This window comes from Limnochorda sp. LNt (assembly GCF_035593265.1).
GTDB classification, from domain to species: Bacteria; Bacillota; Limnochordia; order Limnochordales; family Geochordaceae; genus Geochorda; species Geochorda subterranea.
In genome coordinates this window covers 26,371-48,134 of record NZ_CP141614.1, presented here as the reverse complement: position 1 = coordinate 48,134, position 21,764 = coordinate 26,371, and the positions used below count along the sequence as shown (strand labels likewise).

Annotated in this window: 20 protein-coding genes; 13 read left to right on the top strand and 7 right to left on the bottom strand. The window is 70.5% G+C overall.

The window, feature by feature from the left end:
- Positions 1-41 precede the first annotated feature (41 nt).
- The 4 genes from VLY81_RS00260 to VLY81_RS00245 all read left to right on the top strand — a co-directional run bounded on the left by VLY81_RS00260 (position 42) and on the right by VLY81_RS00245 (position 4,911).
- Positions 42-1,475 carry an RtcB family protein gene (locus tag VLY81_RS00260; RefSeq protein WP_324668997.1) on the top strand — a complete coding sequence of 478 codons (1,434 nt, stop codon included), beginning with the start codon at positions 42-44 and terminating at the stop codon, positions 1,473-1,475.
- Positions 1,476-1,505: 30 nt separating this feature from the next.
- Entirely contained in the window at positions 1,506-2,009 is a 504-nt protein-coding gene (locus VLY81_RS00255) for a YlbF/YmcA family competence regulator (RefSeq protein WP_324668996.1), read from the top strand.
- A gap of 16 nt (positions 2,010-2,025) precedes the next feature.
- Complete coding sequence (gene asnS / locus VLY81_RS00250) at positions 2,026-3,330, top strand: asparagine--tRNA ligase (protein ID WP_324668994.1); 1,305 nt, start codon at positions 2,026-2,028, stop codon at positions 3,328-3,330.
- 135 nt (positions 3,331-3,465) lie between these two features.
- Positions 3,466-4,911 carry a DASS family sodium-coupled anion symporter gene (locus tag VLY81_RS00245; protein WP_324668993.1) on the top strand — a complete coding sequence of 482 codons (1,446 nt, stop codon included), beginning with the start codon at positions 3,466-3,468 and terminating at the stop codon, positions 4,909-4,911.
- Between the two features lie 15 nt (positions 4,912-4,926).
- Here the strand turns inward: VLY81_RS00245 and VLY81_RS00240 are convergent, their stop codons facing one another.
- Entirely contained in the window at positions 4,927-5,202 is a 276-nt protein-coding gene (locus VLY81_RS00240) for a DUF2619 domain-containing protein (protein WP_324668992.1), read from the bottom strand.
- Positions 5,203-5,378: 176 nt separating this feature from the next.
- Between VLY81_RS00240 and VLY81_RS00235 the strand changes: the two genes are divergently transcribed.
- Positions 5,379-5,888: a PDZ domain-containing protein gene (locus VLY81_RS00235; protein WP_324668991.1), complete on the top strand. Its 510-nt coding sequence runs from the start codon at positions 5,379-5,381 to the stop codon at positions 5,886-5,888.
- A gap of 18 nt (positions 5,889-5,906) precedes the next feature.
- Here the strand turns inward: VLY81_RS00235 and tyrS are convergent, their stop codons facing one another.
- On the bottom strand, positions 5,907-7,151 hold the full coding sequence (gene tyrS / locus VLY81_RS00230; RefSeq protein ID WP_324668990.1) for a tyrosine--tRNA ligase: 1,245 nt from the start codon (positions 7,149-7,151) through the stop codon (positions 5,907-5,909).
- Positions 7,152-7,234: 83 nt separating this feature from the next.
- Between tyrS and VLY81_RS00225 the strand changes: the two genes are divergently transcribed.
- Positions 7,235-8,365, top strand: coding sequence for a serine hydrolase domain-containing protein (locus VLY81_RS00225; protein ID WP_324668989.1), 1,131 nt, complete (start codon positions 7,235-7,237; stop codon positions 8,363-8,365).
- Positions 8,366-8,383: 18 nt separating this feature from the next.
- On the opposite strand, the gene VLY81_RS00220 is transcribed toward VLY81_RS00225, so the two are convergent.
- The 4 genes from VLY81_RS00220 to VLY81_RS00205 form a co-directional block, all read right to left on the bottom strand.
- Positions 8,384-9,370, bottom strand: a complete 987-nt coding sequence (locus VLY81_RS00220) for an NAD(P)/FAD-dependent oxidoreductase (RefSeq protein ID WP_324668988.1) — start codon at positions 9,368-9,370, stop codon at positions 8,384-8,386.
- A gap of 409 nt (positions 9,371-9,779) precedes the next feature.
- Entirely contained in the window at positions 9,780-10,661 is an 882-nt protein-coding gene (locus tag VLY81_RS00215) for a carbohydrate ABC transporter permease (RefSeq protein ID WP_324668986.1), read from the bottom strand.
- A 58-nt stretch (positions 10,662-10,719) separates the two neighbouring features.
- A complete protein-coding gene (locus VLY81_RS00210; RefSeq protein WP_324668984.1) occupies positions 10,720-11,598 on the bottom strand; it encodes a carbohydrate ABC transporter permease in 879 nt (292 codons plus the stop codon).
- 62 nt (positions 11,599-11,660) lie between these two features.
- Positions 11,661-13,031 carry an extracellular solute-binding protein gene (locus VLY81_RS00205; RefSeq protein ID WP_324668982.1) on the bottom strand — a complete coding sequence of 457 codons (1,371 nt, stop codon included), beginning with the start codon at positions 13,029-13,031 and terminating at the stop codon, positions 11,661-11,663.
- Positions 13,032-13,349: 318 nt separating this feature from the next.
- Here VLY81_RS00205 and VLY81_RS00200 point away from each other — a divergent pair, with 318 nt between their 5' ends.
- Together VLY81_RS00200 and VLY81_RS00195 are read left to right on the top strand one after the other, a co-directional pair.
- The gene (locus VLY81_RS00200) at positions 13,350-15,119 is read left to right on the top strand and encodes an alpha/beta hydrolase family protein (protein ID WP_324668981.1); all 1,770 of its coding nucleotides are present in this window, start codon (positions 13,350-13,352) and stop codon (positions 15,117-15,119) included.
- 136 nt (positions 15,120-15,255) lie between these two features.
- Positions 15,256-15,618 (top strand): DUF488 domain-containing protein, encoded by a 363-nt coding sequence (locus tag VLY81_RS00195; RefSeq protein ID WP_324668980.1) that lies wholly within the window; start codon positions 15,256-15,258, stop codon positions 15,616-15,618.
- A gap of 98 nt (positions 15,619-15,716) precedes the next feature.
- Here VLY81_RS00195 and VLY81_RS00190 read toward each other — a convergent pair whose 3' ends face one another.
- Positions 15,717-16,391, bottom strand: coding sequence for an MBL fold metallo-hydrolase (locus VLY81_RS00190; RefSeq protein ID WP_324668979.1), 675 nt, complete (start codon positions 16,389-16,391; stop codon positions 15,717-15,719).
- A gap of 214 nt (positions 16,392-16,605) precedes the next feature.
- Between VLY81_RS00190 and VLY81_RS00185 the strand changes: the two genes are divergently transcribed.
- The 5 genes from VLY81_RS00185 to VLY81_RS00165 all read left to right on the top strand — a co-directional run bounded on the left by VLY81_RS00185 (position 16,606) and on the right by VLY81_RS00165 (position 21,764).
- Positions 16,606-17,952, top strand: coding sequence for a TrpB-like pyridoxal phosphate-dependent enzyme (locus VLY81_RS00185; RefSeq protein WP_405001397.1), 1,347 nt, complete (start codon positions 16,606-16,608; stop codon positions 17,950-17,952).
- 182 nt (positions 17,953-18,134) lie between these two features.
- Positions 18,135-19,376, top strand: coding sequence for a serine hydroxymethyltransferase (gene glyA / locus VLY81_RS00180; RefSeq protein WP_405001396.1), 1,242 nt, complete (start codon positions 18,135-18,137; stop codon positions 19,374-19,376).
- 235 nt (positions 19,377-19,611) lie between these two features.
- Positions 19,612-20,184, top strand: coding sequence for a 2-oxoacid:acceptor oxidoreductase family protein (locus VLY81_RS00175; protein ID WP_324668976.1), 573 nt, complete (start codon positions 19,612-19,614; stop codon positions 20,182-20,184).
- Positions 20,185-20,523 (top strand): 4Fe-4S dicluster-binding protein, encoded by a 339-nt coding sequence (locus VLY81_RS00170; RefSeq protein ID WP_324668975.1) that lies wholly within the window; start codon positions 20,185-20,187, stop codon positions 20,521-20,523. It begins immediately after the preceding gene.
- Positions 20,523-21,764 (top strand): transketolase C-terminal domain-containing protein, encoded by a 1,242-nt coding sequence (locus VLY81_RS00165; RefSeq protein WP_324668974.1) that lies wholly within the window; start codon positions 20,523-20,525, stop codon positions 21,762-21,764. Before VLY81_RS00170 ends, VLY81_RS00165 begins: the two co-directional genes overlap by 1 nt.

Here is a 21,764-nt window from a genome sequence, read left to right as displayed (position 1 = left end):
GTCGCGGCCCGGGCCGCGCGAGGCGGTCCCGGAGGTGAGCCATGACCATGGGCCTCGCACTGGAGCCCGCGGGACCCAATCGCTACCGCCTGGCCCGCCAGGGCGCCATGCGGGTCGACGCCTACGTCTATCTCAACGAGAGCTTGCGCCGCGACTTCGACGAGCCCGTGGCGTTACAGCAGCTGGCCGACGCGGCCTCGCTGCCGGGCGTCGTACACCGGGTCGTGGGGATGCCCGACATCCACCAGGGCTTCGGCCTGCCCATCGGCGGGGTGGTGGCCACCGACGCTCGCACGGGCGTCGTATCGGCGGGGGCCGTCGGCTACGACATCAACTGCGGCGTGCGCCTGATCCGGTCGGACCTGGCCCGCTCCGACGCATCCCGTCAACGCCTGCGCCAGCTGATGGAGGCGGTGGAGCGGCGGATCCCAGCCGGGGTCGGCAAGCGCTCCCGTCACCGGGAGCTGGCGTCGCGCCTGCCCGAGATCCTGGTGGGGGGCGGCGCGCGCTTGGTGGAGCTGGGTTACGGCACGCCGGACGATGTGGAGGCGACCGAGCAGTACGGACGGGTCGCCGGGGCCGACCCCGACGCCGTCAGCCGAGAGGCGCTCGAGCGCGCGGACCAGCTGGCCACCGTGGGCGGTGGCAACCACTTCATCGAGATCGGCTACGTGGAGCGGGTGCTGGATGCCCGGCTGGCCGAGAGGTTCGGCCTCTTCGAAGGGCAGTTGACGGTGCTGGTGCACTCGGGCAGCCGGGGCTTCGGCCACCAGATCTGCGCCGACTACGCCGGAGCCATGGCCCAGGAGGCCTCCCGGCACGGGATCGCGCTGCCTTCACGGGGCCTGGCCGCCGCTCCCATCGACTCGGCCCTGGGGCGGCGGTACCTGGGGGCCATGCACTGCGCCATCAACTTCGCCTTCGCCAATCGCCAGCTGATGACCCACGACATCCGGGAGGCCTTCGCCGAGGTGCTGGGCCAGTCGTGGGAGGCGCTGGGCATGCGAGTGGTCTACGACGTGGCTCACAACATCGCCAAGTTCGAGGAGCACTTCGGCCGGCGGCTTCTGGTGCACCGCAAGGGTGCCACGCGGGCCCTGCCCGCCGGCCACCCCGTCAACCCGCGCCGCTACGTGGCCTCCGGGCATCCCGTGCTGATGCCCGGCAGCATGGGCACGGCCTCGTACGTCGCGGTCGGGTTGCCCGGCATCGAGGAGACCTTCACCTCCGCCAATCACGGGGCGGGCCGCGTGCTGTCGCGAGCCGAGGCCCGCCGGCAGTTCAGCCGGGAGAGGCTGCAGGCCAGCCTGGGCGAGGTGCTCTACAACGTGGCCGACGTGCGCGCCATCGCCGACGAGGCTCCCGGCGCCTACAAGGACATCGACGCGGTGGTCGACACCCTGGCGGAGATCGGCCTCACCCGCAAGGTGGCCAGGTTGCGGCCGCTGGCCGTCATCAAGGGCGAGGGCGACTGACGTCGGTCACGCGGAGAGGGGCGGCGTGCCATGGACCAGTCGGCGCAGGCCGGGATTCCCCGGGAAATATCCGAGGCCATCCACACCCTGGCGCGGCTTCTGTCGAACCTGCCCGAGGTCGAGCAGCTGAGGCAGGCCAGGGAGGAGATCGGGCGGCACGAGGCGGCCCGCATCATGTTGCGGGACCTGCGCCGTCGGGAGCGGCAGCTGGCGGAGAAGAGCCGCCGGGGGGAGACGCCCAGCCCCCAGGAGCTGGAGGAGCTGGAGAAGGTGGCCGAGGTGGTGACCTACAACCCATACGTGCGGGCCCTGTTGCAGGCCGAGATGGCCTACGCGGGCCTGATGGCAGCGGTGGTGGGCGCCCTCGAGGAGGCGCTGCAGCTGCCCGCCCTCCCCGACGAGGTGGAGGGGGGCGGCGTGCCAGCCACGCCGTCAGCAGGCCAGACGGGCGCGACGGAGGGGCCAGGCGGCATCCAGCCGGGCGGGCGGGTGACGCTGGCGCGACCCAAGCTCTGGGTGCCCGGCCAACCGTGAGGGGAAGAGGCGCGTGATGGACGGCAAGGGTCCCCGGGTCTTCATCGACGAGATCGGGCGCTACGTCGGCCAGGAGGTGGAGGTCTGGGGGTGGGTCTACAACAGCCGCTCGAGCGGACGGCTGGTCTTCGTGCTGGTGAGGGACGGCACCGGCATCCTGCAGTCGGTGGTCTCCCAGCGGGACGTCCCCGAGTCCGTCTGGGCGGCGGCCACGTCCCTCACTCAGGAGTCCTCCGTCAAGGTGGCGGGGCTGGTCAGGGCCGATGCCCGGGCGCCGGGGGGCTACGAGCTGGCCGTGACGGGGCTCGAGGTGGTGCAGGTCGCGCGGGAGTATCCCATCACGCCCAAGGAGCACGGCGTCGACTTCTTGATGGACCACCGGCACCTGTGGCTGCGCAGCCGACGCCAGCACGCCATCCTGCGCATCCGCAGCACCCTGGTGGGGGCGGTACGCGACTTCTTCGACTCGCGGGGCTTCGTGCTGGTCGACGCCCCCATCCTGACGCCCGCCTCGGTGGAGGGGACCACCGCTCTCTTCAGCACCGACTACTTCGGCACGCCCGCCTACCTGAGCCAGAGCGGCCAGCTCTACATGGAGGCGGCCGCGATGGCCTTCGGCCGGGTCTACTGCTTCGGCCCGACCTTCCGCGCCGAGAGGTCCAAGACACGCCGGCACCTGATGGAATTCTGGATGGTCGAGCCGGAGGTGGCGTACGCGGAGCTGGACGACATCGTGCGCCTGGCGGAGGAGCTGGTGACCTGGGTCGTCGAGCGCGTGCTGGAGCGCCACCGCCCGGAGCTGGCCCTGCTCGAGCGCGACACGGCGCCGCTGGAGCGGGTCAAACCACCCTTCGCCCGGATCACGTACGACCAGGCCATCGAGATCCTGCGGCGAGAGGGCGCACCGGTGGAGTGGGGCGCGGACTTCGGGGGCGACGAGGAGACGGTCCTGGCTCGGGCCTTCGACCGGCCCGTCTTCGTCACCCACTATCCGGCGCACATCAAGGCCTTCTACATGAAGCCCGACCCCGCGCGCCCCGAGGTGGTGCTGGGGGTCGACCTGCTGGCGCCCGAGGGCTACGGCGAGATCATCGGGGGCGGCCAGCGCATCGACGACCTCGACCTGCTGCTCCGGCGGATGGAAGAGCAACGCCTGCCCCGCGAGGCCTACGAGTGGTACGTGGACCTGCGGCGGTACGGCTCGGTGCCCCACGCCGGCTTTGGGATGGGCATCGAGCGTGTGCTGGCCTGGATCTGCGGGCTGGCCCACGTGCGGGAGGCCATCCCCTTCCCCCGGATGCTCTACCGGCTCTATCCTTGACGCACCGGCGCACGCTGCCTCGGACAGGGGGTGGCGCGGGGCGGGGTTGTGAAGGATCCCACGAGCACGAGCACGAAGGTCCCGTCGGCACGGGTCCGATCGGGTCGCATCCGGTGCCGCGGGAGGTCGACGCCTATGGCGACAGTTTCCAGGCCCGAGCCGTCCGTCCCCCGGCGGACGTCGCTCTTGTGGAGGGCCGGGCTGCCCATCGCGGCGGCCCTGATCATCGCAGCCGCGCCACCCCTGTGGGGCCTGCAGGCAGGGGCCATGCGCATGCTGGGGATCTTCGTCGGCACCATCCTCGGGCTCATCCTGCAGCCGCTGCCCCAGGGCGCGGTGGTCATCCTGGGGGTGACGGTCAGCGCCCTCAGCACCACCCTGACCATGGGGGAGGCCCTCACCGGCTTCGCCAACACGACGGTGTGGCTCATCGTCTCGGCCTTCCTCTTCGCCCGTGGCTTCATCAAGACCGGTCTGGGTCGGCGCATCTCCTACCTGATGATCCGCAGCTTCGGCCGCAGCACGCTGGGGCTCTCCTACGCCATCGCCGCCAGCGACCTGATCATCGCCCCCGCCACGCCCTCCAACACGGCCCGGGCGGGGGGCATCCTCTTCCCGGTGGTGCGCAGCCTGGCGGCCAGCTTCGGCTCGGAGCCGGGGCCCACGGCCCGCAAGGCCGGGGCCTTCCTGATGATCACCGAGTATCAGGCCAATCTGGTCACATCCGCTATGTTCCTGACGTCGGTGGCGCCGGCCCCGCTGGTGGCGGAGCTGGCCCGCCGCAACTTCGGCGTGGAGATCACGTGGCTGGGGTGGGTGACGGCGGCCGTGGTGCCGGGGCTCATCGCCCTGGCCCTGGTGCCCTACCTGCTCTACCGCCTCTACCCACCCGAGGTGACCGTCTCGCCCGAGGCGCCCCGCCTCGCCGACCGGGAGCTGCGGGCCATGGGTCCCATGTCCCGGGGCGAGCGCATCATGCTGGCCATCTTCTTGCTGACGCTGGTGCTGTGGGCCACCAGCCAGTGGACCCGGCTGCACGAGACCGCCGTCGCCCTGGCGGGCGTCTCGCTGCTCATCGTGCTGGGTGTCGTCGGCTGGCAGGACGTCCTGGGCGAGAGCGGCGGCTGGGACGCGCTGGTCTGGTTCGGCGGCCTGGTCTCCCTGGCCAACGGGCTGACCAAATGGGGCATCATCAAGGCCCTGGCCGACGCCGTGCAGGGAACCCTGGGGGGCGTGGGCAGCTGGGTCGTGGTGATGGTGGCGGTGGTGCTGGTCTACCTGTACCTGCACTACTTCATCGCCAGCATGACGGCGCACGTGACGGCTTTCTTCGTGCCCCTGGCGGCGGTGGCCATCGCTCTGGGCGCGCCGCCCTACCTGGTGGCCATCGCGCTGGGTGTCTTCTCCAGCCTCAACGCCTGCCTCACCCACTACGGCACCGGCCCGGCTCCCATCTACTTCGGGGCGGGCTACGTGGACCAGGGGACCTGGTGGAAGTACGGCCTGGTGCTCTCCCTGGTGCACGTCGTCGTCTGGCTGGGCATCGGAGGGCTGTGGTGGAAGGTGCTGGGCCTCTGGTGAGGGGGCGGGCGCCCCTCAGCGCTGCCGCACCGAGAGGAAGATGAGCAGCACCGCCACCGCCAGGATCGCCAGGCGGGCCGGCGAGAGCCGGCCCGCCTCCGCCAGTCCGGCCAGCCCGAGGGCCGTCACCGATGCCAGCACCAGGGGCCCCACCAGGCCCAGCAGGCCGTTGATCCGCACCGCGTCGGCCACCCGCCCCGAGCGCACCATCAGGATGGCGGCGGTGATCTCGAGGGTGGCCGACAACAGGCGCAGCAGCGCCATTCCCGAGACGACGCGCTCCTCGGGCATCCCGGCCCTCCCGTGCTCCTCAAACTGGCATCCTGCATAGAGCTATGCCGATCCGGTCGGGGGCCATGTCGGCCCCCAGTTGACCCGGGACCGTGTCGAACCTGTCTGCCTGGGGGCCCGCACGCCGGCCCCCGTGCCGCATCGGCCTTGGCATCCACTGGAGGGGGAACGGGGAGATGACTCGGCGTCGCGGGCGTGGTGGCGGGCAGGTCGTGCTCTACGACAGCGGCGCTCTCGTGTTGCTGCTGATGGTGGCCCTGGTCGGGTTGGCGGCCTATGGCCTCCAGCGTCGGGAGACGGTCTCCGAGCGTCCCGTGGTGGTCGTGACGCCGGACCCGCGCTCGCCCGGCCTGGCCCGCATCCCCCCGGGCCATCTCAAGAAGCGCAGCTACGTGCGGGTCGTCACCATGACGCCCTCCGTCGCGTCCCGCTACAAGCTGCGCTATCACCAGGGCGCGCTGGTGACCGAGATCGAGGTGGCCGACGACAGCCCTGGCGTGACGGTGCTGCTGCAGCCCCTCGACATCATCGTGGCCGTAGAGGGCGACCCGGTCACCAACGATGCCCAACTCCGGGCTCGCCTGGCGCGCCACCGGGGTGACGCCTGGGTCAAGCTGACGGTGGTGCGGGCCGACCGCATGGTGACGCTGATGGTGCCCGTCGACGTCTTCGAGTGGGAGGGCTGACGCGCGTGGGTAGCGGGCTCAGCGTACGACCACCTGGCGATAGACTTTCTTGCCCTTGCGCAAAAGGAGCCGCCCGTCCCGGAAGTCTCCCAGCGTGACGGTGTAGGTAGGCTCACCCACCCGCACCTCGTTGAGGTAGACGCCGCCCTGGAGCACCAGGCGGCGCCCCTCGCTCTTGGAGGGCGCCAGTCCCGTCTCCACCAGCAGATCCAGCAGGGCGACGCCTGCCTCGGCCTCGGCGCGTCGCAGCTCGGTGGTGGGCGCCCCCTCGACGGCCCGCGCCTGCCCGCCGTCGGACTCGAAGAGCGCCTCGGCCGCCTCCCGAGCCTGGCGGGCCGCCGCCTCGCCGTGCACCAGACGGGTCACCTCGTAGGCGAGCACCTTCTTGGCCTCGTTGATGGCGGCGCCGGTGCGCTCGGCGAGCCGGCGCACCTCGTCGAGGGGCAACAGGGTGTAGACCGCCAGGAAGGCGGGCACGTCGGCGTCGTCGACGCTGCGCCAGAACTGGAAGAAGTCATAGGGGCTGGTCTTGGCAGGATCCAGCCAGACAGCGCCCGCCTCCGTCTTGCCCATCTTGCGGCCGCTGGCCGTCACCGCCAGCGGGCAGGTCAGGGCGTAGGCTTGGCCCCTCTCCAGGCGGCGGATCAGGTCGACCCCGGCGAGGATGTTGGACCACTGATCGTCGCCGCCGACCTGCAGGCGACAGCCGTAGCGCCGGTAGAGCGTCAGGTAGTCGTAGGCCTGCAGGAGCATGTAGTTGAACTCCAGGAACGACAGCCCGCGCTCCATGCGGGTGCGGAAGGCCTCGGCCGTCAGCATCTGGTTGACGGAGAACTGCGAGCCCACCTCGCGCAGGAAGGCCAGGTAGTTGAGCGGCAGCAGCCACTCGGTGTTGTCCACCATCAGGGCTCGGCCCTCGGAGAAGTCGAGGAAACGCGCCAGCTGCGCCTTGAATCGTTGCGCGTGCGCCTCGATGACCGAGCGGGAGAGGATGGGACGGGCCTCCGTCTTGCCGGTCGGATCGCCCACCATCGCGGTGCCGCCGCCGACCAGGGCGACGGGCCGGTGCCCGAAGCGCTGCAGGTGCATCAGGAGCATGATGGGACGCAGGTGACCCACGTGGAGGCTGTCGGCCGTGGGATCGAAGCCGCAGTAGACGGTGACAGGCTCGCGGTCGAGCAGCTCCCGGAGCGCCTCCTCGTGCGTCACCTGGGCCACCAGGCCGCGCTCCCGCAGGAAGGGCAGCACACCCGGCGTCGGCATGGGTCGCGACGACCTCCCCATCAGCCGACGCGTACCACGGCGGCGAGAGGATGTCAAGGCACGAGCGGCGTATGCCCAGCGGCGTGGACGACATCGTGCGCGAGCGTGCCGCGCAGGCGGGCTTCGATCCCGATCGGCTGCAGGTGGCCCTGGAGCGGGTGGCCGAGGCCGCGGCCGACGGGTGCATCCCGGGCGCGGTGCTGGTGGTGGGTCGGGGCCGGGGAGAGCCGGTGGGGCCCGTCGCGGTGGGCTCGATGGCGCTGTTGCCGCAGCGGGAGCCCATGAGGACCGACGCCCTCTTCGACATGGCCTCCGTCACCAAGGTCATGGCCACGGCGGTCGTCGCCATGCGCCTGGTGGAGGAGGGCCGCATGAGCCTGGGCGCCCCGGTGAGCCGCTACCTCCCTGAGTTCGCCCAGGGTGAGGAGGCGCGGGGCCGGGTGCGCGTGGTGCACCTGCTGACCCACACCTCGGGGCTGCCGGCGTGGCATGCACTGTACGAGGGGTGCGGCGGGCCCGAGGGGTGCCGGCCCCGGATGGAGCAGCGCCTGATGAGCCTGCCCCTCGAGGCGGCCCCGGGCCAGCGCGTCACGTACAGTTGCATGGGCTTCATCCTGCTGGGGCTCGCGATGGAGCGCATCACGGGCCAGGGGCTGGATCAGCTGGCTGCCCGCTGGGTCTACGAGCCCCTGGGCATGACCGCCACGACCTATCGGCCCGGGCCGGCGCTGCGCGACCGTTGCGCGCCCACCGAGTACTGCCCGATCCGGCGCCGGATCGTGCGGGGCGAGGTGCACGACGAAAACGCCTACTTCCTCGGCGGGGTGTCGGGTAACGCGGGGCTCTTCTCCACAGCGCTCGACACGGCCCGGTTCGCGCAGATGATGCTGGGGCGCGGCCGGCGGGAGGGGGTCCGGGTGCTGAGCGAGGCCGCCGTCGAGGCGATGATCCAGGACCACACCTCCCGCAACGGAGAGCCCAGGGGCCTGGGCTGGGCCTTGCGGGGCGACAACCCCGACTCGTCCGCGGGCGACCTGCTGTCGCCCCGCGCTTACGGCCACACCGGCTTCACCGGCACGTCCCTGTGGATCGATCCCGACCGGGACCTCTACTGCGTGCTCCTCACCAACCGGGTGCACCCCACCCGTCAAAACGAGGCCATCCTGCAGCTGCGGCCTGCCTTCCACAACGCCGTGGCTGCGGCGCTGGCCTGAGCCGGGTGACCCTGTGGCCTACCATTGCGAGCGCAAGGCCTGACGGCCCGACAGGTACCGCTCCGCGGCCATGGCCGCCAGCGCCCCATCGGCGGCCGCCAGCACCGCCTGGCGCACCCGCCGGCAGAGTACGTCGCCGGCGGCGAAGACGCCCGGCACCGAGGTCTGCAGCTGCTCGTCGACCCGCACGCAGCCCGACGGGTCCGTGCTGACGGCGCCGTGCAGGAAGTCGATGGCCGGGCGGTTGCCCTGAAGGTAGACGAAGACGCCGCGCACGGGCAGCACCGATTCCTGCCCGCCGGTGCGGGGGCGCAGCCGGATGCCTTCGACCCGGCCGTTGCCGAAGATGGCGGTCACCCGGTGGCCCGGCAGGACCCGCACCGGGTCCAATGACTCGAGGCGCGCCACCAGCTCGGGGTCGGCCTTGAAGCGACCGGTCGGGAGCACCACGTGCACGGCGGAGGCGAACCGCCCCAGGTGCAGCGCCTCCTCCACGGCCTCATCGTTGTCGCCGATGACGGCCACCTCCTGACCCCGGAAGAAGGCGGCGTCGCAGGTAGCACAGTAGCTGACTCCCCGCCCTACGAAGGCCTCCTCGCCGGGCAGCGCCTGCTTGCGCGCCATGGCGCCGGTGGCCACGATGACCGCCCGGCCCCGGTAGGTGCCCGTGGAGGCGATGACCTCATTGGGCTCGACGGTCACGTCCGACGACAGCACCTGAGCGGTGACGACATCGGCCCCGAAGTGGCGCGCCTGCTCCCGTAGCCGGTCCAGCAGCTCGAGCCCGCTGAGGGCCCCGGGGACGCCGGGGTAGTTCTCGATCCGCTCGGTCATGCCGAGGGCGCTGGCCCGGGGGCTCTTGTCGAGCACCAGGGTGCGAAGGCCCGCCCGGGCCGTGTAGAGGGCGGCGCTCAGGCCCGCGGGCCCGCCGCCGATGACGATGACGTCGTAGACCTGGGCGACGTCGGCCTCCGCCGTCGCCTCCAGGTCGATGGTCCACTCCATGGGTGCACCGTCCCCCTCGTGATGGAGAAGGGAGTCGTCCGGTTGGCAATATACCCTAGGGGGTAGGGGAGGTCAACGGGGGCGACGAAGTCCGCCTCATTGCCTCAGCTACGGGGCGTTGCGGCCCGGGACGCCTGCGGCATGACAAATGTCCTCCCGGCGAGGGCCAGATGTCCCGCGATGCCAGGGACGGGTGACCCTGCAGGGACGGGGTCGGCGCCTGGTAAGGTAACAATGCACCGTGTGTATAGGTCGAAGGCGGGCGGCCTCGACGGTTGGCGCCCCCCGGGTCTACCCCGCAGCCGTCCCCCGAAGCGCCGATCGCGAAGGAGGCTGCCCGTCCCGACCCGCCTCGCCGACGCCCGGTCTCGACTCCTCTCGTCCGCCCCGCATCGTGAGCGTCCGCTCTTCAGCCCTTGAGGGCCCCCACGGTGACCCCCTGCAAGAAGTATCGCTGGAAGGCCAGGAAGACCACCAGCATCGGCACGGCCGCGTAGGTCGCCGCGGCCATCAGCAGATTGAAGGCCAGCGGCACCTCCTCCTGCACCAGCGCCAGCCCCACCGACAGCGTGCGCATCGCGGCGCGATTGGTGATGACCAGCGGCCACAGGAAGTCGTTCCACTGTTCCACGAACGTGAAGATGGCCAGCACGGCCATGCCCGGCTTGGCCAGCGGCATCACCACCCGGTGGAAGATCCCGAACTCGCTGCACCCGTCGATGCGCGCCGCGTCCAGGATCTCCGAAGGCAGCGTCTGCAGGAACTGCTTCATCAGGAAGGTGCCGAAGGGCGCCGCCACGGCCGGGAAGATGAGCCCCAGGTAGGTGTCCTGCAGCCCCATCCGGGTCGCCAGGATGTACAGGGGGATCAGCGTCACCTGCCCGGGCACCATCATGGAGCCCACGTAGATCCAGAAGAGGAGGTTGCGTCCCAGGAACCGCTTCTTGGCGAAGGTGTAGCCGGCCAGGGTGGAGACCAGCACCACCGCCACGGTCACGCTGCTGGCCACCACCAGGCTGTTGACGCTCCACCGGCCCACGTAGGGCCGCTGGAAGAAGAGGCGGAAGTTGTCGAGCGTCGGCTGCGACGGCCAGATCTCGGGCGGGAAGCGCATGGACAGCTGCGGCGTCTGCAGGGCCGTGACCACCATCCAGTAGAGGGGGATGACGGCCAGGGCCGCCAGGACGCTCACGGCCGCCACCGCTACCACCCGGCCGCCCGAGATGCGCAGCACCCAGGTCCGACGGGCCGGCAGGCTCAGGGCCGGATGGGCGCCGCTCACAAAGCGCATGGAGGTGCGTCTCCCGTCACGCTGCGGATCGCCTCCTGTGGCGGCCGGCGAGGGCCCGTCAGTACTCGACGTCCGTCGCCAGCCACCGAAACTGCACGAGGGCCACGGCGAAGACGATGGCGAACAGCACCATCGCCATGGCCGAGGCCGTCCCGAACTCGTAGAAGGTGAAGGCCGTCTCGTAAATCAGGTAGCCGATGGTGATGGTCGAGAACTGGGGCCCTCCCCGGGTCATCAGGTAGACGTTGGTGAAGACCTGGAAGGAGGAGATGGTGCCCATCACCAGCAGGTAGAGCATGGTCGGCTTGAGCAGCGGCAGCGTGATGCGCACGAACTGCTGCACCTTGGTCGCCCCGTCGATCTCCGCCGCCTCGTAATAGTCGCCCGGGATGCTGCCCATGGCCGCCGAGATGAGGACGATGGTGGAGCCGCCCCCCATGATCACCTGCATCAAGATGAGGGCCGGCATCGCGGTCAGGGTGTTGCCCAGCCAGGCGAAGCCCGGCGTCTTGAGCAGGTAGTTGAGCAGCCCGAAGGGCGGGTTGTAGATCCAGAGCCAGATCATGGAGATGATGACGGCGGAGGTGACGTGGGGCAGGTAGAAGGCCGTCTTGTAGAGGTTTTGCAGGGGTTTGCGAAACGGGAAGATGACGGCCGCCACGAAAAGCGCCTTGCCCAGCCACAGCGGCACCACGCCCGCCGCGTAGTAGAGGTTGTTGGCCAGCGACCGCCAGAAGAGCCAGTCGGTCAGCACGTAGCGGTAGTTGTCGAGGCCCACCCACTGGCTGCTCAGCGGCCGGTAGTCCAGCACGCTCAAGACCGCGCCCCAGGCCACCGGCACCAGGAAGAAGACCGCGAAGAAGCCCAGGCTCGGCAACAAGAAAAGGTAGGCCCAGCGGTCCTGGTAGAGGCGCCTGGCCAGGGCGCGTGCCGGCATCCCGCCGTTCGTCGTGCCTCGACCTCCCATCCGTCGCTTCGCGAAGGGGCCTTGCGCGGGCCCTAACGCCCCCGGAAGACCAGACGGTTGGCCTGCGCGACGAACTCGTCCAGCGCCTGCCGCGGCGTGCGGTTGCGGCTGAAGGCCGCCTCCAGCATGGCGATGAAGTGGTTGTCGGCAGGCGTGGTGTCGAGCTCGGCGCTACCGAAGTAGGGGATGCCGTGTTCGATGGCGCGCAGGTAGACGTCGATCTCGTCCTCGAACTCGTAGCCCTCGTACAGCCCCTCGTTGACCGACTTGCGGGCCGTCACGTACAGCAGCGAGCGCAGCAGCTTCATGTTTTCGGGGTTGGTGAGGAAGCGGACGAACTCCATCACCATCTCCCGCTTGTACGGGTCGGCCTGCTTGAAGACCACGAAGCCCCCGCTGGTGTGATAGGCCACCGGCCCGATCTCGGGGAAGTGGGGGAACTGGGCCACGTGGGCCGGGAACTTCTCCTGGATGCGCCCCTCCTTGAGGTAGCGATCGATGCGCCCGATCTCGTAGGGGCCGCCGTAGCCGATGGCGATGCGCTGCTGGTGGAAGAGGTTGATGACGTCGTAGATGCCCATGCCCTCGGCGCCGGGGGGCGCGATGCGCTCCTTGTGGATGGCGTCCACCATCCACGTGAGGGCCCGCACGCCCTCGGGGCTGTTGAGGACGAAGCGGCGCTGCTGCTCGTCGACGTAGCGCGCCCCGAAGATGTGGAACCAGGCCAGGTTGTTCATCAGGTCCATGCGGGCCGACATGGCCAGGGCGTAGTAGTCGTTGACCCCGTCGCCGTTGGTGTCATAGGAGAGCTTGCGGGCCGCCTCCATGAACTCGTCCATGGTCCACGCCCGGTCGGGCAGCGGCGGCAGGGCGACGCCGCGCTGGGCGAACATGCGCGGGTTGAGCAGGAGGGTGGAGCCCATGCCGTTGTTGCTGTTGTTCCACGGGAAGAGGTAGTAGTGGTCGCCCACCTTGCCCTCGTCGAGGGCGTAGTCGTAGAAGTCCTCCCAGTCGAAGGGCGTCAGGTACGGGTCGATGGGCTCCAGCAGGCCCTGGCGCACCCACTCCTGTCGGAAGTTGATGGGCCGCAGCACGTCGGGCGGGTTGCCGGCCAGGATGGCGGCCGCCACCTTCTGGTCGAAGCCCTGGTTGGTCAGGACCTCGTAGCGCACCGTGACGTTGGGGTGGCGCTTCATGAACTCCTGGGAGATCCACCGTGGGAAGTCCTCGGCGGTGGGGGCCTGATCCGGCTGCAGGTCGGGAGGGGCGATGCGCCACGGGTTGATCCACCACGTGATGGTGATGGGCCGCTCCTCGGCCAGCGCCGGCCCCGGCTGGAGGGTGCCCAGCAGCCCCAGCAGGACCCCGCACGCCAGGCAGACGAGCCGTCTCGTGCTACGCAAGGTGCCCTCAGCTCCTTCTGTCGAGGCTTGCCGATGGGACTGGTGGACGGGACTGGTGCGGGAGGTTCGTCGCTGGCCCCGCCGGGTTCCTTCCCCCGTTGCGGGAAGCCAGAAGCTGTCCGCGGGGCGTCCCGGCAAGAGCCATCGATAGCAGGTAACGGCCTCACGCACGCGAAATACATTCGACCGAAGACTGGGCAGCGCCCAGGACTCACAGACGGCATCGGGGGAGTACGTGGAGAGACCCGGGCCGGCTGGGACCCGGTGGGGTTCCGCGGCCCGGGTCTCCCTTTCCAGGGGAAGGAGGCCAGACGTGAGATGAGACGTTACACGCTGGTGGCGCTGGCAGTGGCCATCGTGCTCGTCGGAGGCTGGCTAGCGAGTTGGGTCCAGACCGCAGGAGGGGACGTTCGGGTGACTGACGCCCGCTTCGCGGGTCAGGACGGGCGCATGCTCAGCGGCCTGCTGTACGTGCCGGCCAACGCGACCAACCGCACGCCGGCACCGGGCCTGCTGCTCATGCACGGCTACATCAACTCCCGTGAGACGCAGAGCGGATTTGCCATCGAGTTCGCTCGGCGGGGCTACGTCACGCTGTCGATGGACATGGCGGGCCACGGGTATTCGGACCCCATCGGCGGCGACCTGTCGCGAGGTGCCTACGACGGCTTGCGGTTCCTGGCGTCCCTGCCCTTCGTCGACGCCGGCCGCATCGGCGTCGAAGGGCACTCGATGGGCGGCTGGTCGGTGTTGGCCGCTGCCGACCGCCTTCCCGAGCTCGTGAAGACGGTGGTCCTGGTGGGGTCGTCCTCGGAGACCCTGGGAGCTCCCCGCATCCTGCCCGATGGTAAGTTCAACGTCGGCGTGGTCTTCAGCCGATACGACGAGTTCGCGCAGCTCATGTGGGGAGTGCCACGGGCTCGTGACATCGTGAGGAGCGCCAAGCTCCGGACAGCCTTCGGCACGTCCGAGGAGGTGGAGCCGTACCGCCTGTACGGAGACTTCGGGGCCGAGACGGCCCGCATGCTCTACATCCCCGACACGACGCACCCGGGCGCCCACCTCTCGCGGGAGGCCATCGGCAACGCGCTCGACTTCGTGCAGGCATCTATCCCCGCGCCGCGACCCCTGGACCCCTCCGACCAGATCTGGCCGTGGAAGGAACTGGGCACGACGCTGGGGTTGGTGGGGGCAGTGCTCTTCTTGTTCGGGCTGGCTGGCCTCCTCCTGGACACTCCCTACTTCAAGGGGCTTGTCAAGGCGCTGCCGCCGGCCGTGGACACGTCGAGAGCCGGCTGGGTCGTCGGCGCGATGCTGACCACCGCCATCCCGGCCATCACGTTCTTCCGATTCCAGCACCTGGGCAACCAGTGGATACCCACCTCCGCCTTCTGGCCCCAGTCGCTGACCATCGGATTCATGGTGTGGGCCCTTCTCAACGCGGGCATCGCGCTCGTGCTCTTCGGGGCCTGGCACCTCCTCTGGGGGCGCCGTCGGGGCGGCGGGGCCCGCGCCTACGGTCTGTCGACGGCCGGTGCGGGCGTCGCAGGGTGGCGCTACCTGGGTCGGGCGCTCCTGCTGGCGGTGATCGTGACGGCCGCCACCCATGCCCTGCTGTCCCTGGTGCAGTGGGCGTTCCTGGTGGACTTCCGGTTCTGGGTCGTGGCGCTCAAGCCGATGGACGTCCGTCGCTTCCTCATCTTCTTGAGGTTCCTGGTGCCCTTCGCGGCCTTCTTCGTGGTATGGAGCATGGCCCTCCACGGCCAACTCCGCCTGCCCGAGTATGGCAAGGAGTCGACCACCCGTTGGGTCTGGATGGTGGCCAACGGCCTCGTCGCGGTGCTCGGACTGGCGGTGCTGGTGGCCCTGCAGGTCGGCACCCTCAAGCTCACGGAACGACTCTTCTTCCCTACGGAGCCGCTCCTCGGCATCGTAGCGTATCAGTTCCTGCCCTTGCTCGCCGTCGCGGCCGTGCTCTCCACGTACCTGTTCCGGAGGACCGGGACCATCTACCCGGGCGCCTTCCTCAACGCGCTCTTCGTGACCTGGTACATCGTCGCAGGGCAGGCCATCCAGTTCGCGGGCTGACGCGACCCGAGGGTGTCGCAAGAGGGTGAAGTTGCGGGTGGCGGGGTCCCATTCGCTTCCCCGCCGCCCGGAACGTTCGTGGGCGGGCACCCCCGATGAGATAGAATCGCCATGAGGGAGCGGGAGGTGCACACCCATGGGGATCCGGGTCAAGCGGGTCTACGATCCGCCCGAGCCCGACGACGGACTGCGAGTCCTGGTCACCTACTACTGGCCGCGTGGGGTGCCCAAGACGGCGGTGGACCGCTGGTACCGGGCCCTGGGGGTGCCGCCCCGGCTGCTGGCGCCGTGGCTGCAGGACGCCATCGACGCCGAGGCCTTCGAGCAGGCGTACCTCCAGGCCCTGCAGACCGAGGAGGCCCAGTCGCTCCTGCAGGAGCTGCGACGCCTGGCCCGCAGCCAGACTGTGACGCTCTTGACCAGCGTGCGGGAGATGGAGCGCTCCCACCTCCGGATCCTCGAGCGACTCCTCGAGGGCCGGCCCGAAGCCGACCGCTGACCCCGGGCCCGCTCCCCGACGGCGGGGCTCGCCGAAGGCAGGAGCCCCCGCCAACGCTCTGTCGGGCTTGGCCTGGGACAGCGTCGGGCCGGCGCGTCTCAGCCCGACCCCGCCAGGAAGGGGTTGGTGCGCCTCTCCTGGCCGATGGTGGTGGCAGGCCCGTGGCCCGGCCATACCGGGCAGTCGTCGGGCAGCACCAGCAGCCGCCGCCGGATGGAGGCCAAAAGCGTCTCGTGGTCGCCGCCTGGCATGTCGGCGCGCCCGATGCTGCCGGCGAAGAGGGCGTCACCGGAGAAGACCCCTCGAACGCCGCCCTCGAGGGAACCGGGGCCCGGCGCGCGCAGCACCAGGCTGACGCTGCCCGGACTGTGACCGGGGGTGTGGCGCACCTCCAGGGTGGCCGGCCCCACCTGCAGCACCTGACCGCCTCGCAACGGCCCGTCGGGGTCGGGCGGGGTCGGCACCGCGCGCCCGGTGAAGAGCTGGGCGGCGTCGGACGCGTAGCGGAGCATCTCGAGATCGCCGGGGTGCATGGCGAAGGGCGCCCCCGTCGCCTCCTTGACGGCCCGGACGGCACCCACGTGGTCGAAGTGTCCGTGGGTCGCCAGGATCCACTGCACCCGATAGCCCTGTAGGGCCTGCAGGATCCGCTCGGGCTCGTCGCCGGGGTCGATGACCACCGCCTTCCTGCTCTCGTCGTCCAGCAAGAGGTAGCTATTGGCCTGCAGCTCGCCGACCGTCACGGTCAGCACCCGCAGCGCTAGACCGCTCATCCCCATCCCCCTCGTGGCAGGAAGCACCCCCACCGGGTCGAAGGATCGGCTCGTAGTGCCCCCCAGCCTGCGCTTGAGCCCGCAGCCCTCTCCGACCGGACGAGACGCGAGCGGAGCCGAGGCCGGCGAGACGAGACCAGACCAGAAAGGAGCTCGATGCCCCGTGTCCTCCTACCCGGTTCGACCGTCGCCCAGTGGTTCGACGGCCCGCGCCATCGTCCTCGACGAGCGCGCGCTGCCCCGCCGGTGGTACAACGTGGCCGCGGACATGCCCCGGCTGCCCGAGCCGCCGCTGCACCCGGCCACCGGCAAGCCCGTGACGCCCGAGGACCTGGCCCCCATCTTCCCGCGATCGCTCATCGAGCAGGAGATGACGACGGAGCGCTGGATCGAGATCCCCGAGCCGGTGCTCGACATCTACCGGCTCTGGCGGCCGACGCCCCTCTACCGGGCCATCCGGCTCGAGCAGGCCCTGCGGACCCCGGCGCGCATCTACTACAAGTACGAGGGGACCAGCCCTGCCGGCAGCCACAAGCCCAACACGGCGGTGGCGCAGGCCTACTACAACCAGCAGGAGGGCATCCGCCGGCTGGCCACCGAGACGGGAGCGGGCCAGTGGGGATCGGCTCTGGCCTTCGCCTGCGCGCAGTTTGGCCTGGCGTGCACCGTCTACATGGTCAAGGTCAGCTACCACCAGAAGCCCTATCGCCGCTCGCTGATGCAGGTCTGGGGTGCCGAGGTGCATGCGAGCCCCACATCGCTGACCCAGGCGGGCCGCAAGGTGCTGGCCGAGTCCCCCGACTCGCCCGGCAGCCTGGGCATCGCCATCAGCGAGGCGGTGGAGGACGCGGCGACCCACCCCGACACCAACTACTCCCTGGGCAGCGTGCTCAACCACGTGCTCTTGCACCAGACCGTCATCGGGCTCGAGGCCCGCGAGCAACTGGCTCTGGTGGGGGAGTATCCCGACGTCGTCATCGGATGCGTGGGCGGCGGCAGCAACTTCGGCGGCCTGGCCTTCCCCTTCCTGATGGACCGTCTGCAGGGCCGCCGGCAGGTCGAGGTCCTCGCGGTGGAGCCCACCGCCTGCCCCACGCTGACCAAGGGCAAGCTTCGCTACGACTTCGGCGACACGGCGGGGTTGACCCCGCTCTTGCACATGTACACCCTGGGGCACACCTTCGTGCCGCCGGGGATCCACGCAGGAGGCCTGCGCTACCACGGCGACTCGCCGCTGATCTCGCGCCTGTACGAGGACGGCCTCATCGGGGCGCGGGCCTACCCGCAGCGGGCCGTCTTCGAGGCGGCCATCCAGTTCGCACGCACGGAGGGATTGCTGCCCGCGCCGGAGTCGGCCCATGCGGTGCGGGCGGCCATCGACGAGGCCGTGCGGGCCCGCGAGGAGGGTCTGGAGCGGGTCATCCTGTTCGGGCTCAGCGGGCACGGCCACTTCGACCTCGGTGCCTACGACGCCTACCTGGCCGGCCAGCTGGAGGACTACGAGTACCCGGCCGAGCTGGTCGAGCAGGCGCTGGCCGCGCTGCCCGAGTTGCCCCGCTGAGGGCAGGGCCCGTCCACACGCCGGCATCGCCGCGAGGGGCGGCCGTCCCGGGCGGTCGCCCCTTCTGACATCGTCGGTGCTGTGCTATAGTGAAGGGCGAGCGACGTCGAGACGAAAGGGGCGGCCCCTTGACGCAAGCCCGCCATCCGGCTCCGAGCGCCGTCACCGAGGCGGATCCGGTCATCGCCGCCGTCGATCCGGAGGTAGCCGACGCCATCCGGGAGGAGCTTCGTCGCCAGGAGGAGCACCTGGAGCTCATCGCGTCCGAAAACTACGCGAGTCCCGCCGTGATGCGAGCCCAGGGGTCGGTGCTGACCAACAAGTACGCCGAGGGGCTGCCGGGCCGGCGCTACTACGGAGGCTGCGAGTTCGTCGACGTGGTGGAGCGCCTGGCCATCGAGCGGGCACGCCAGCTCTTCGGGGCCGAGCACGTCAACGTGCAGCCCCACTCCGGCGCCCAGGCCAACGCCGCCGTCTACTTCGCCGCGCTCGAGCCCGGTGACACGGTGCTGGGCATGGACCTGGCCCACGGCGGGCACCTGACCCACGGCAGCCCGGTCAACGTGTCGGGCGCCTGGTTTCGCTTCGTACACTACGGCGTCCGCCCCGACACGGAGCAGATCGACTACGACCAGGTGGCCGAGCTGGCGCGCCAGCACCGCCCCCGACTCATCGTGGCCGGCGCCAGCGCCTACCCGCGGGTCATCGACTTCGTGGCGTTGCGGCAGATCGCCGACGACGTGGGCGCCGCCCTCATGGTCGACATGGCCCACATCGCCGGCCTGGTGGCGGCGGGTGTCCACCCGAGCCCCATCCCCCACGCCGAGTACGTCACCACCACCACCCACAAGACCCTGCGGGGGCCGCGGGGAGGCCTCATCTTCTGCCGGGGGGCGCTGGGCAAGGCCGTGGACCGGGCCGTCTTCCCGGGCATGCAGGGCGGCCCGCTGATGCACGTCATCGCCGCCAAGGCTGTCGCTCTCAAGGAGGCCCTGAGCCCCGAGTGGCGGGCCTATCAGCGCCAGGTGGTGGCCAACGCCCAGGCGCTGGCCGACGCCCTGATGGAGCGTGGCTACCGGCTCGTCTCGGGCGGCACCGACAACCACCTGATGCTGGTCGACGTCCAGCGCTCCCGAGGGCTGACGGGCAAGCAGGCCGAGCAGACGCTGGATGCGGCGGGCATCACGGTCAACAAAAACGCCATTCCCTTCGACCCGCACCCCCCGACCGTGGCCAGCGGCATCCGGATCGGCACGCCGGCGGTCACCACGCGAGGGATGGGGCCCAACGAGATGGGGCTCATCGCGACCCTCATCGACGAGGTCCTCAGCCACCCCCACGACGAGGCCCGCCGGGAGCGGGTCAGGGGCGAGGTGCGGGCGCTTTGCCGGTCGTTTCCGGTCTACGCCGGCCGGGCGTGGTGAGCGGGCCTCCGGCCGGGTCGGCGCCGGTGCCCGGCAGTGTCGATGGCGACGGGCGAGGGACTGGTGCGATGGGCCCGAGGAGGTGGCGGTACAGGAGGCTCGTGCGCGCGAGTGGCCAGGGCGCTTTTTTTGTGGGGTCGATTGTGACGGCGTTCACAATATGCCAACCGTAGAAACCCAGCATGCTCGGGCGGGTGGGCCGCCCGGGCGCGCGGGAAGCGAGAGGGGTTGCCCGATGCTGGAGATACGCTGGCACGGGAGGGGTGGCCAGGGGGCCAAGACCGCGGCCTTCTTGCTGGGCGAAGCCCTGGCCACCACCGGCAAGTACGTGCAGGCCTTCCCGGAGTACGGGCCCGAGCGCACCGGGGCGCCCGTGGTGGCCTACAACCGGGTGGCCGACCAGCCCATCCGGCTCCACGCGCCGGTGACGCATCCCCGGTACGTGGTGGTGCTGGACCTGACCCTGGCCTCGGCGGTGGATCTGGGGGCGGGGGTGCCCGATGACGGGCTGATCCTGGTCAACACGGGCCGAGCGCCCGCCGAGGTGCGCGAGCGGCTGGGCCTCGACGGCCGTCCCGTACGGGTGCTGACGGTGGACGCCGCCCGCATCGCCATGGCCACCTTGAAGCGCAACATCCCCAACACGCCCATGCTGGGGGCTCTGGTGGCCGCCACCGGCCTGCTGCCCAAGGAGTCCTTCCTCGAGGCCATGCGGGACAACCTGCAGCACAAGTTCCGCAATCGCCCGCAGGTGGTCGACGCCAACCTCGAGGCGATCCGCCAGGCCTATGAGGAGGTGTCGGCGTAGATGAACCCCTCCCGAGGAGCGGCCTTCATCGAGAGGGAGGCCAGCGTCACCCTGCCGTGGACCGAGATGGCCGAGGCTGGCCTCATCCCCCAGGGTGGCACGGCCGCCCGCGTCAAGACCGGGGCGTGGCGCACCGGGTCGATGCCGGTGCTGGAGCTGAGCCGGTGCATCCACTGCCTGCGGTGCTGGATCTGGTGTCCCGACTCGGCCGTCCTGCTCGACGGCGAGAAGGTGACGGGCATCGACTACGACCACTGCAAGGGCTGTGGCATCTGCGCCCAGGTCTGCCCGCCCAAGGTGCACGCCATCGAGATGGTGCCAGAGGGAGGCGAGGCCTGATGGCCACCACGGAGGCGTACCGCATCACGGAGCGGCGACGCGTGACCATGACGGGCGCCGAGGCGACGGCCGAGGCGATGCGGCAGATCCACCCCGATGTGGTCGCCGCCTACCCCATCACGCCGCAGACCGACATCGTCATGCGATTCGCCCGGTTCGTAGCCGATGGGGTGGTGCAGACCGAGTTCGTACCCGTGGAGAGCGAGCACTCGGCGCTGAGCGCCGTGGTGGGAGCCTCGGCCGCAGGCGCCCGTGCCATGACGGCCACGTCAGGCCCCGGCTTCGCCCTGATGCACGAGATCCTGTACGTGGCGGCGGGCTACCGGCTGCCCATCGTCATGCCGGTGGCCAACCGGGCGCTGTCGGGCCCCATCAACATCCACGGTGATCACAGCGACACCATGGGCTCTCGCGATGCGGGCTGGATCCACCTCTACGCCGAAAACGCCCAGGAGGCCTACGACGACCTGATCCAGGCCGTGCGCATCGCCGAGCACCCCGAGGTGCGGGTACCGGTGCTGGTGGGACAGGACGGCTTCATCATCACCCACGGCATGGAGATCGTCGAGGTGCTGACCGACGACGAGGTGCGGGCCTTCGTCGGGGAGTACCGGCCCGAGCGCTACCTGCTCGACGTCGACCATCCCATGACGGTGGGGGCGCTGGCGCTGCAAAACAGCTACTTCGAGGTGAAGCGCCAGCTGGCGGAGGCGGTCCGGCGGTCGGCCCGGATCATCGCCGACGTGGGCGAGGAGTTCGGCCGGCTGACGGGTCGGTACTACGGCCTGACCGAGCCCTACCGCATGGAGGACGCCGAGCTGGTCATCGTGGCCATCGGCTCCACGGCCGGCACCGCCAAGGACGTCATCGACGAGCTGCGAGGCCGCGGCGTCAAGGCGGGCCTGGTCAAGGTGCGGGTCTTCCGGCCGTTCCCCGCCCGCAACCTGCGGGACCTGCTGGGACGGGCGCGGGCGGTGGCTGTGCTGGATCGGGCCGACTCGTACGCAGGCCTGGGCGGCCCCCTGTTCGCCGAGACCAAGGCGGCGCTGTACGGGCTGCCGCAGGCGCCCGTCATGACGGGGTACGTCTACGGGCTCGGCGGCCGCGACATAACCCCGGAAATGATCGCCGCGGTCTATGACGACCTCGGCCAGCTGGCCGAGCGTGCCCGGGCCGACCATGCCGCCGTCGCGGCGGAGGCGGCCCTCAGCGTCCGCTACCTGGGCGTACGGGAGAGGTGA

Excerpts from the sequence above, each read along its gene's own strand:
- VLY81_RS00235 (WP_324668991.1), top strand. The coding sequence starts at position 5,379 with ATGACTCGGCGTCGCGGGCGTGGTGGCGGGCAGGTCGTGCTCTACGAC.
- VLY81_RS00200 (WP_324668981.1), top strand. The coding sequence starts at position 13,350 with ATGAGACGTTACACGCTGGTGGCGCTGGCAGTGGCCATCGTGCTCGTC.
- VLY81_RS00240 (WP_324668992.1), bottom strand. The coding sequence starts at position 5,202 with ATGCCCGAGGAGCGCGTCGTCTCGGGAATGGCGCTGCTGCGCCTGTTG.
- VLY81_RS00175 (WP_324668976.1), top strand. The coding sequence starts at position 19,612 with ATGCTGGAGATACGCTGGCACGGGAGGGGTGGCCAGGGGGCCAAGACC.
- VLY81_RS00260 (WP_324668997.1), top strand. The coding sequence starts at position 42 with ATGACCATGGGCCTCGCACTGGAGCCCGCGGGACCCAATCGCTACCGC.
- VLY81_RS00215 (WP_324668986.1), bottom strand. The coding sequence starts at position 10,661 with ATGCGCTTTGTGAGCGGCGCCCATCCGGCCCTGAGCCTGCCGGCCCGT.
- VLY81_RS00190 (WP_324668979.1), bottom strand. The coding sequence starts at position 16,391 with ATGAGCGGTCTAGCGCTGCGGGTGCTGACCGTGACGGTCGGCGAGCTG.
- VLY81_RS00245 (WP_324668993.1), top strand. The coding sequence starts at position 3,466 with ATGGCGACAGTTTCCAGGCCCGAGCCGTCCGTCCCCCGGCGGACGTCG.
- VLY81_RS00165 (WP_324668974.1), top strand. The coding sequence starts at position 20,523 with ATGGCCACCACGGAGGCGTACCGCATCACGGAGCGGCGACGCGTGACC.
- VLY81_RS00220 (WP_324668988.1), bottom strand. The coding sequence starts at position 9,370 with ATGGAGTGGACCATCGACCTGGAGGCGACGGCGGAGGCCGACGTCGCC.
- VLY81_RS00210 (WP_324668984.1), bottom strand. The coding sequence starts at position 11,598 with ATGCCGGCACGCGCCCTGGCCAGGCGCCTCTACCAGGACCGCTGGGCC.
- VLY81_RS00255 (WP_324668996.1), top strand. The coding sequence starts at position 1,506 with ATGGACCAGTCGGCGCAGGCCGGGATTCCCCGGGAAATATCCGAGGCC.
- tyrS (WP_324668990.1), bottom strand. The coding sequence starts at position 7,151 with ATGCCGACGCCGGGTGTGCTGCCCTTCCTGCGGGAGCGCGGCCTGGTG.
- VLY81_RS00170 (WP_324668975.1), top strand. The coding sequence starts at position 20,185 with ATGAACCCCTCCCGAGGAGCGGCCTTCATCGAGAGGGAGGCCAGCGTC.
- asnS (WP_324668994.1), top strand. The coding sequence starts at position 2,026 with ATGGACGGCAAGGGTCCCCGGGTCTTCATCGACGAGATCGGGCGCTAC.
- VLY81_RS00195 (WP_324668980.1), top strand. The coding sequence starts at position 15,256 with ATGGGGATCCGGGTCAAGCGGGTCTACGATCCGCCCGAGCCCGACGAC.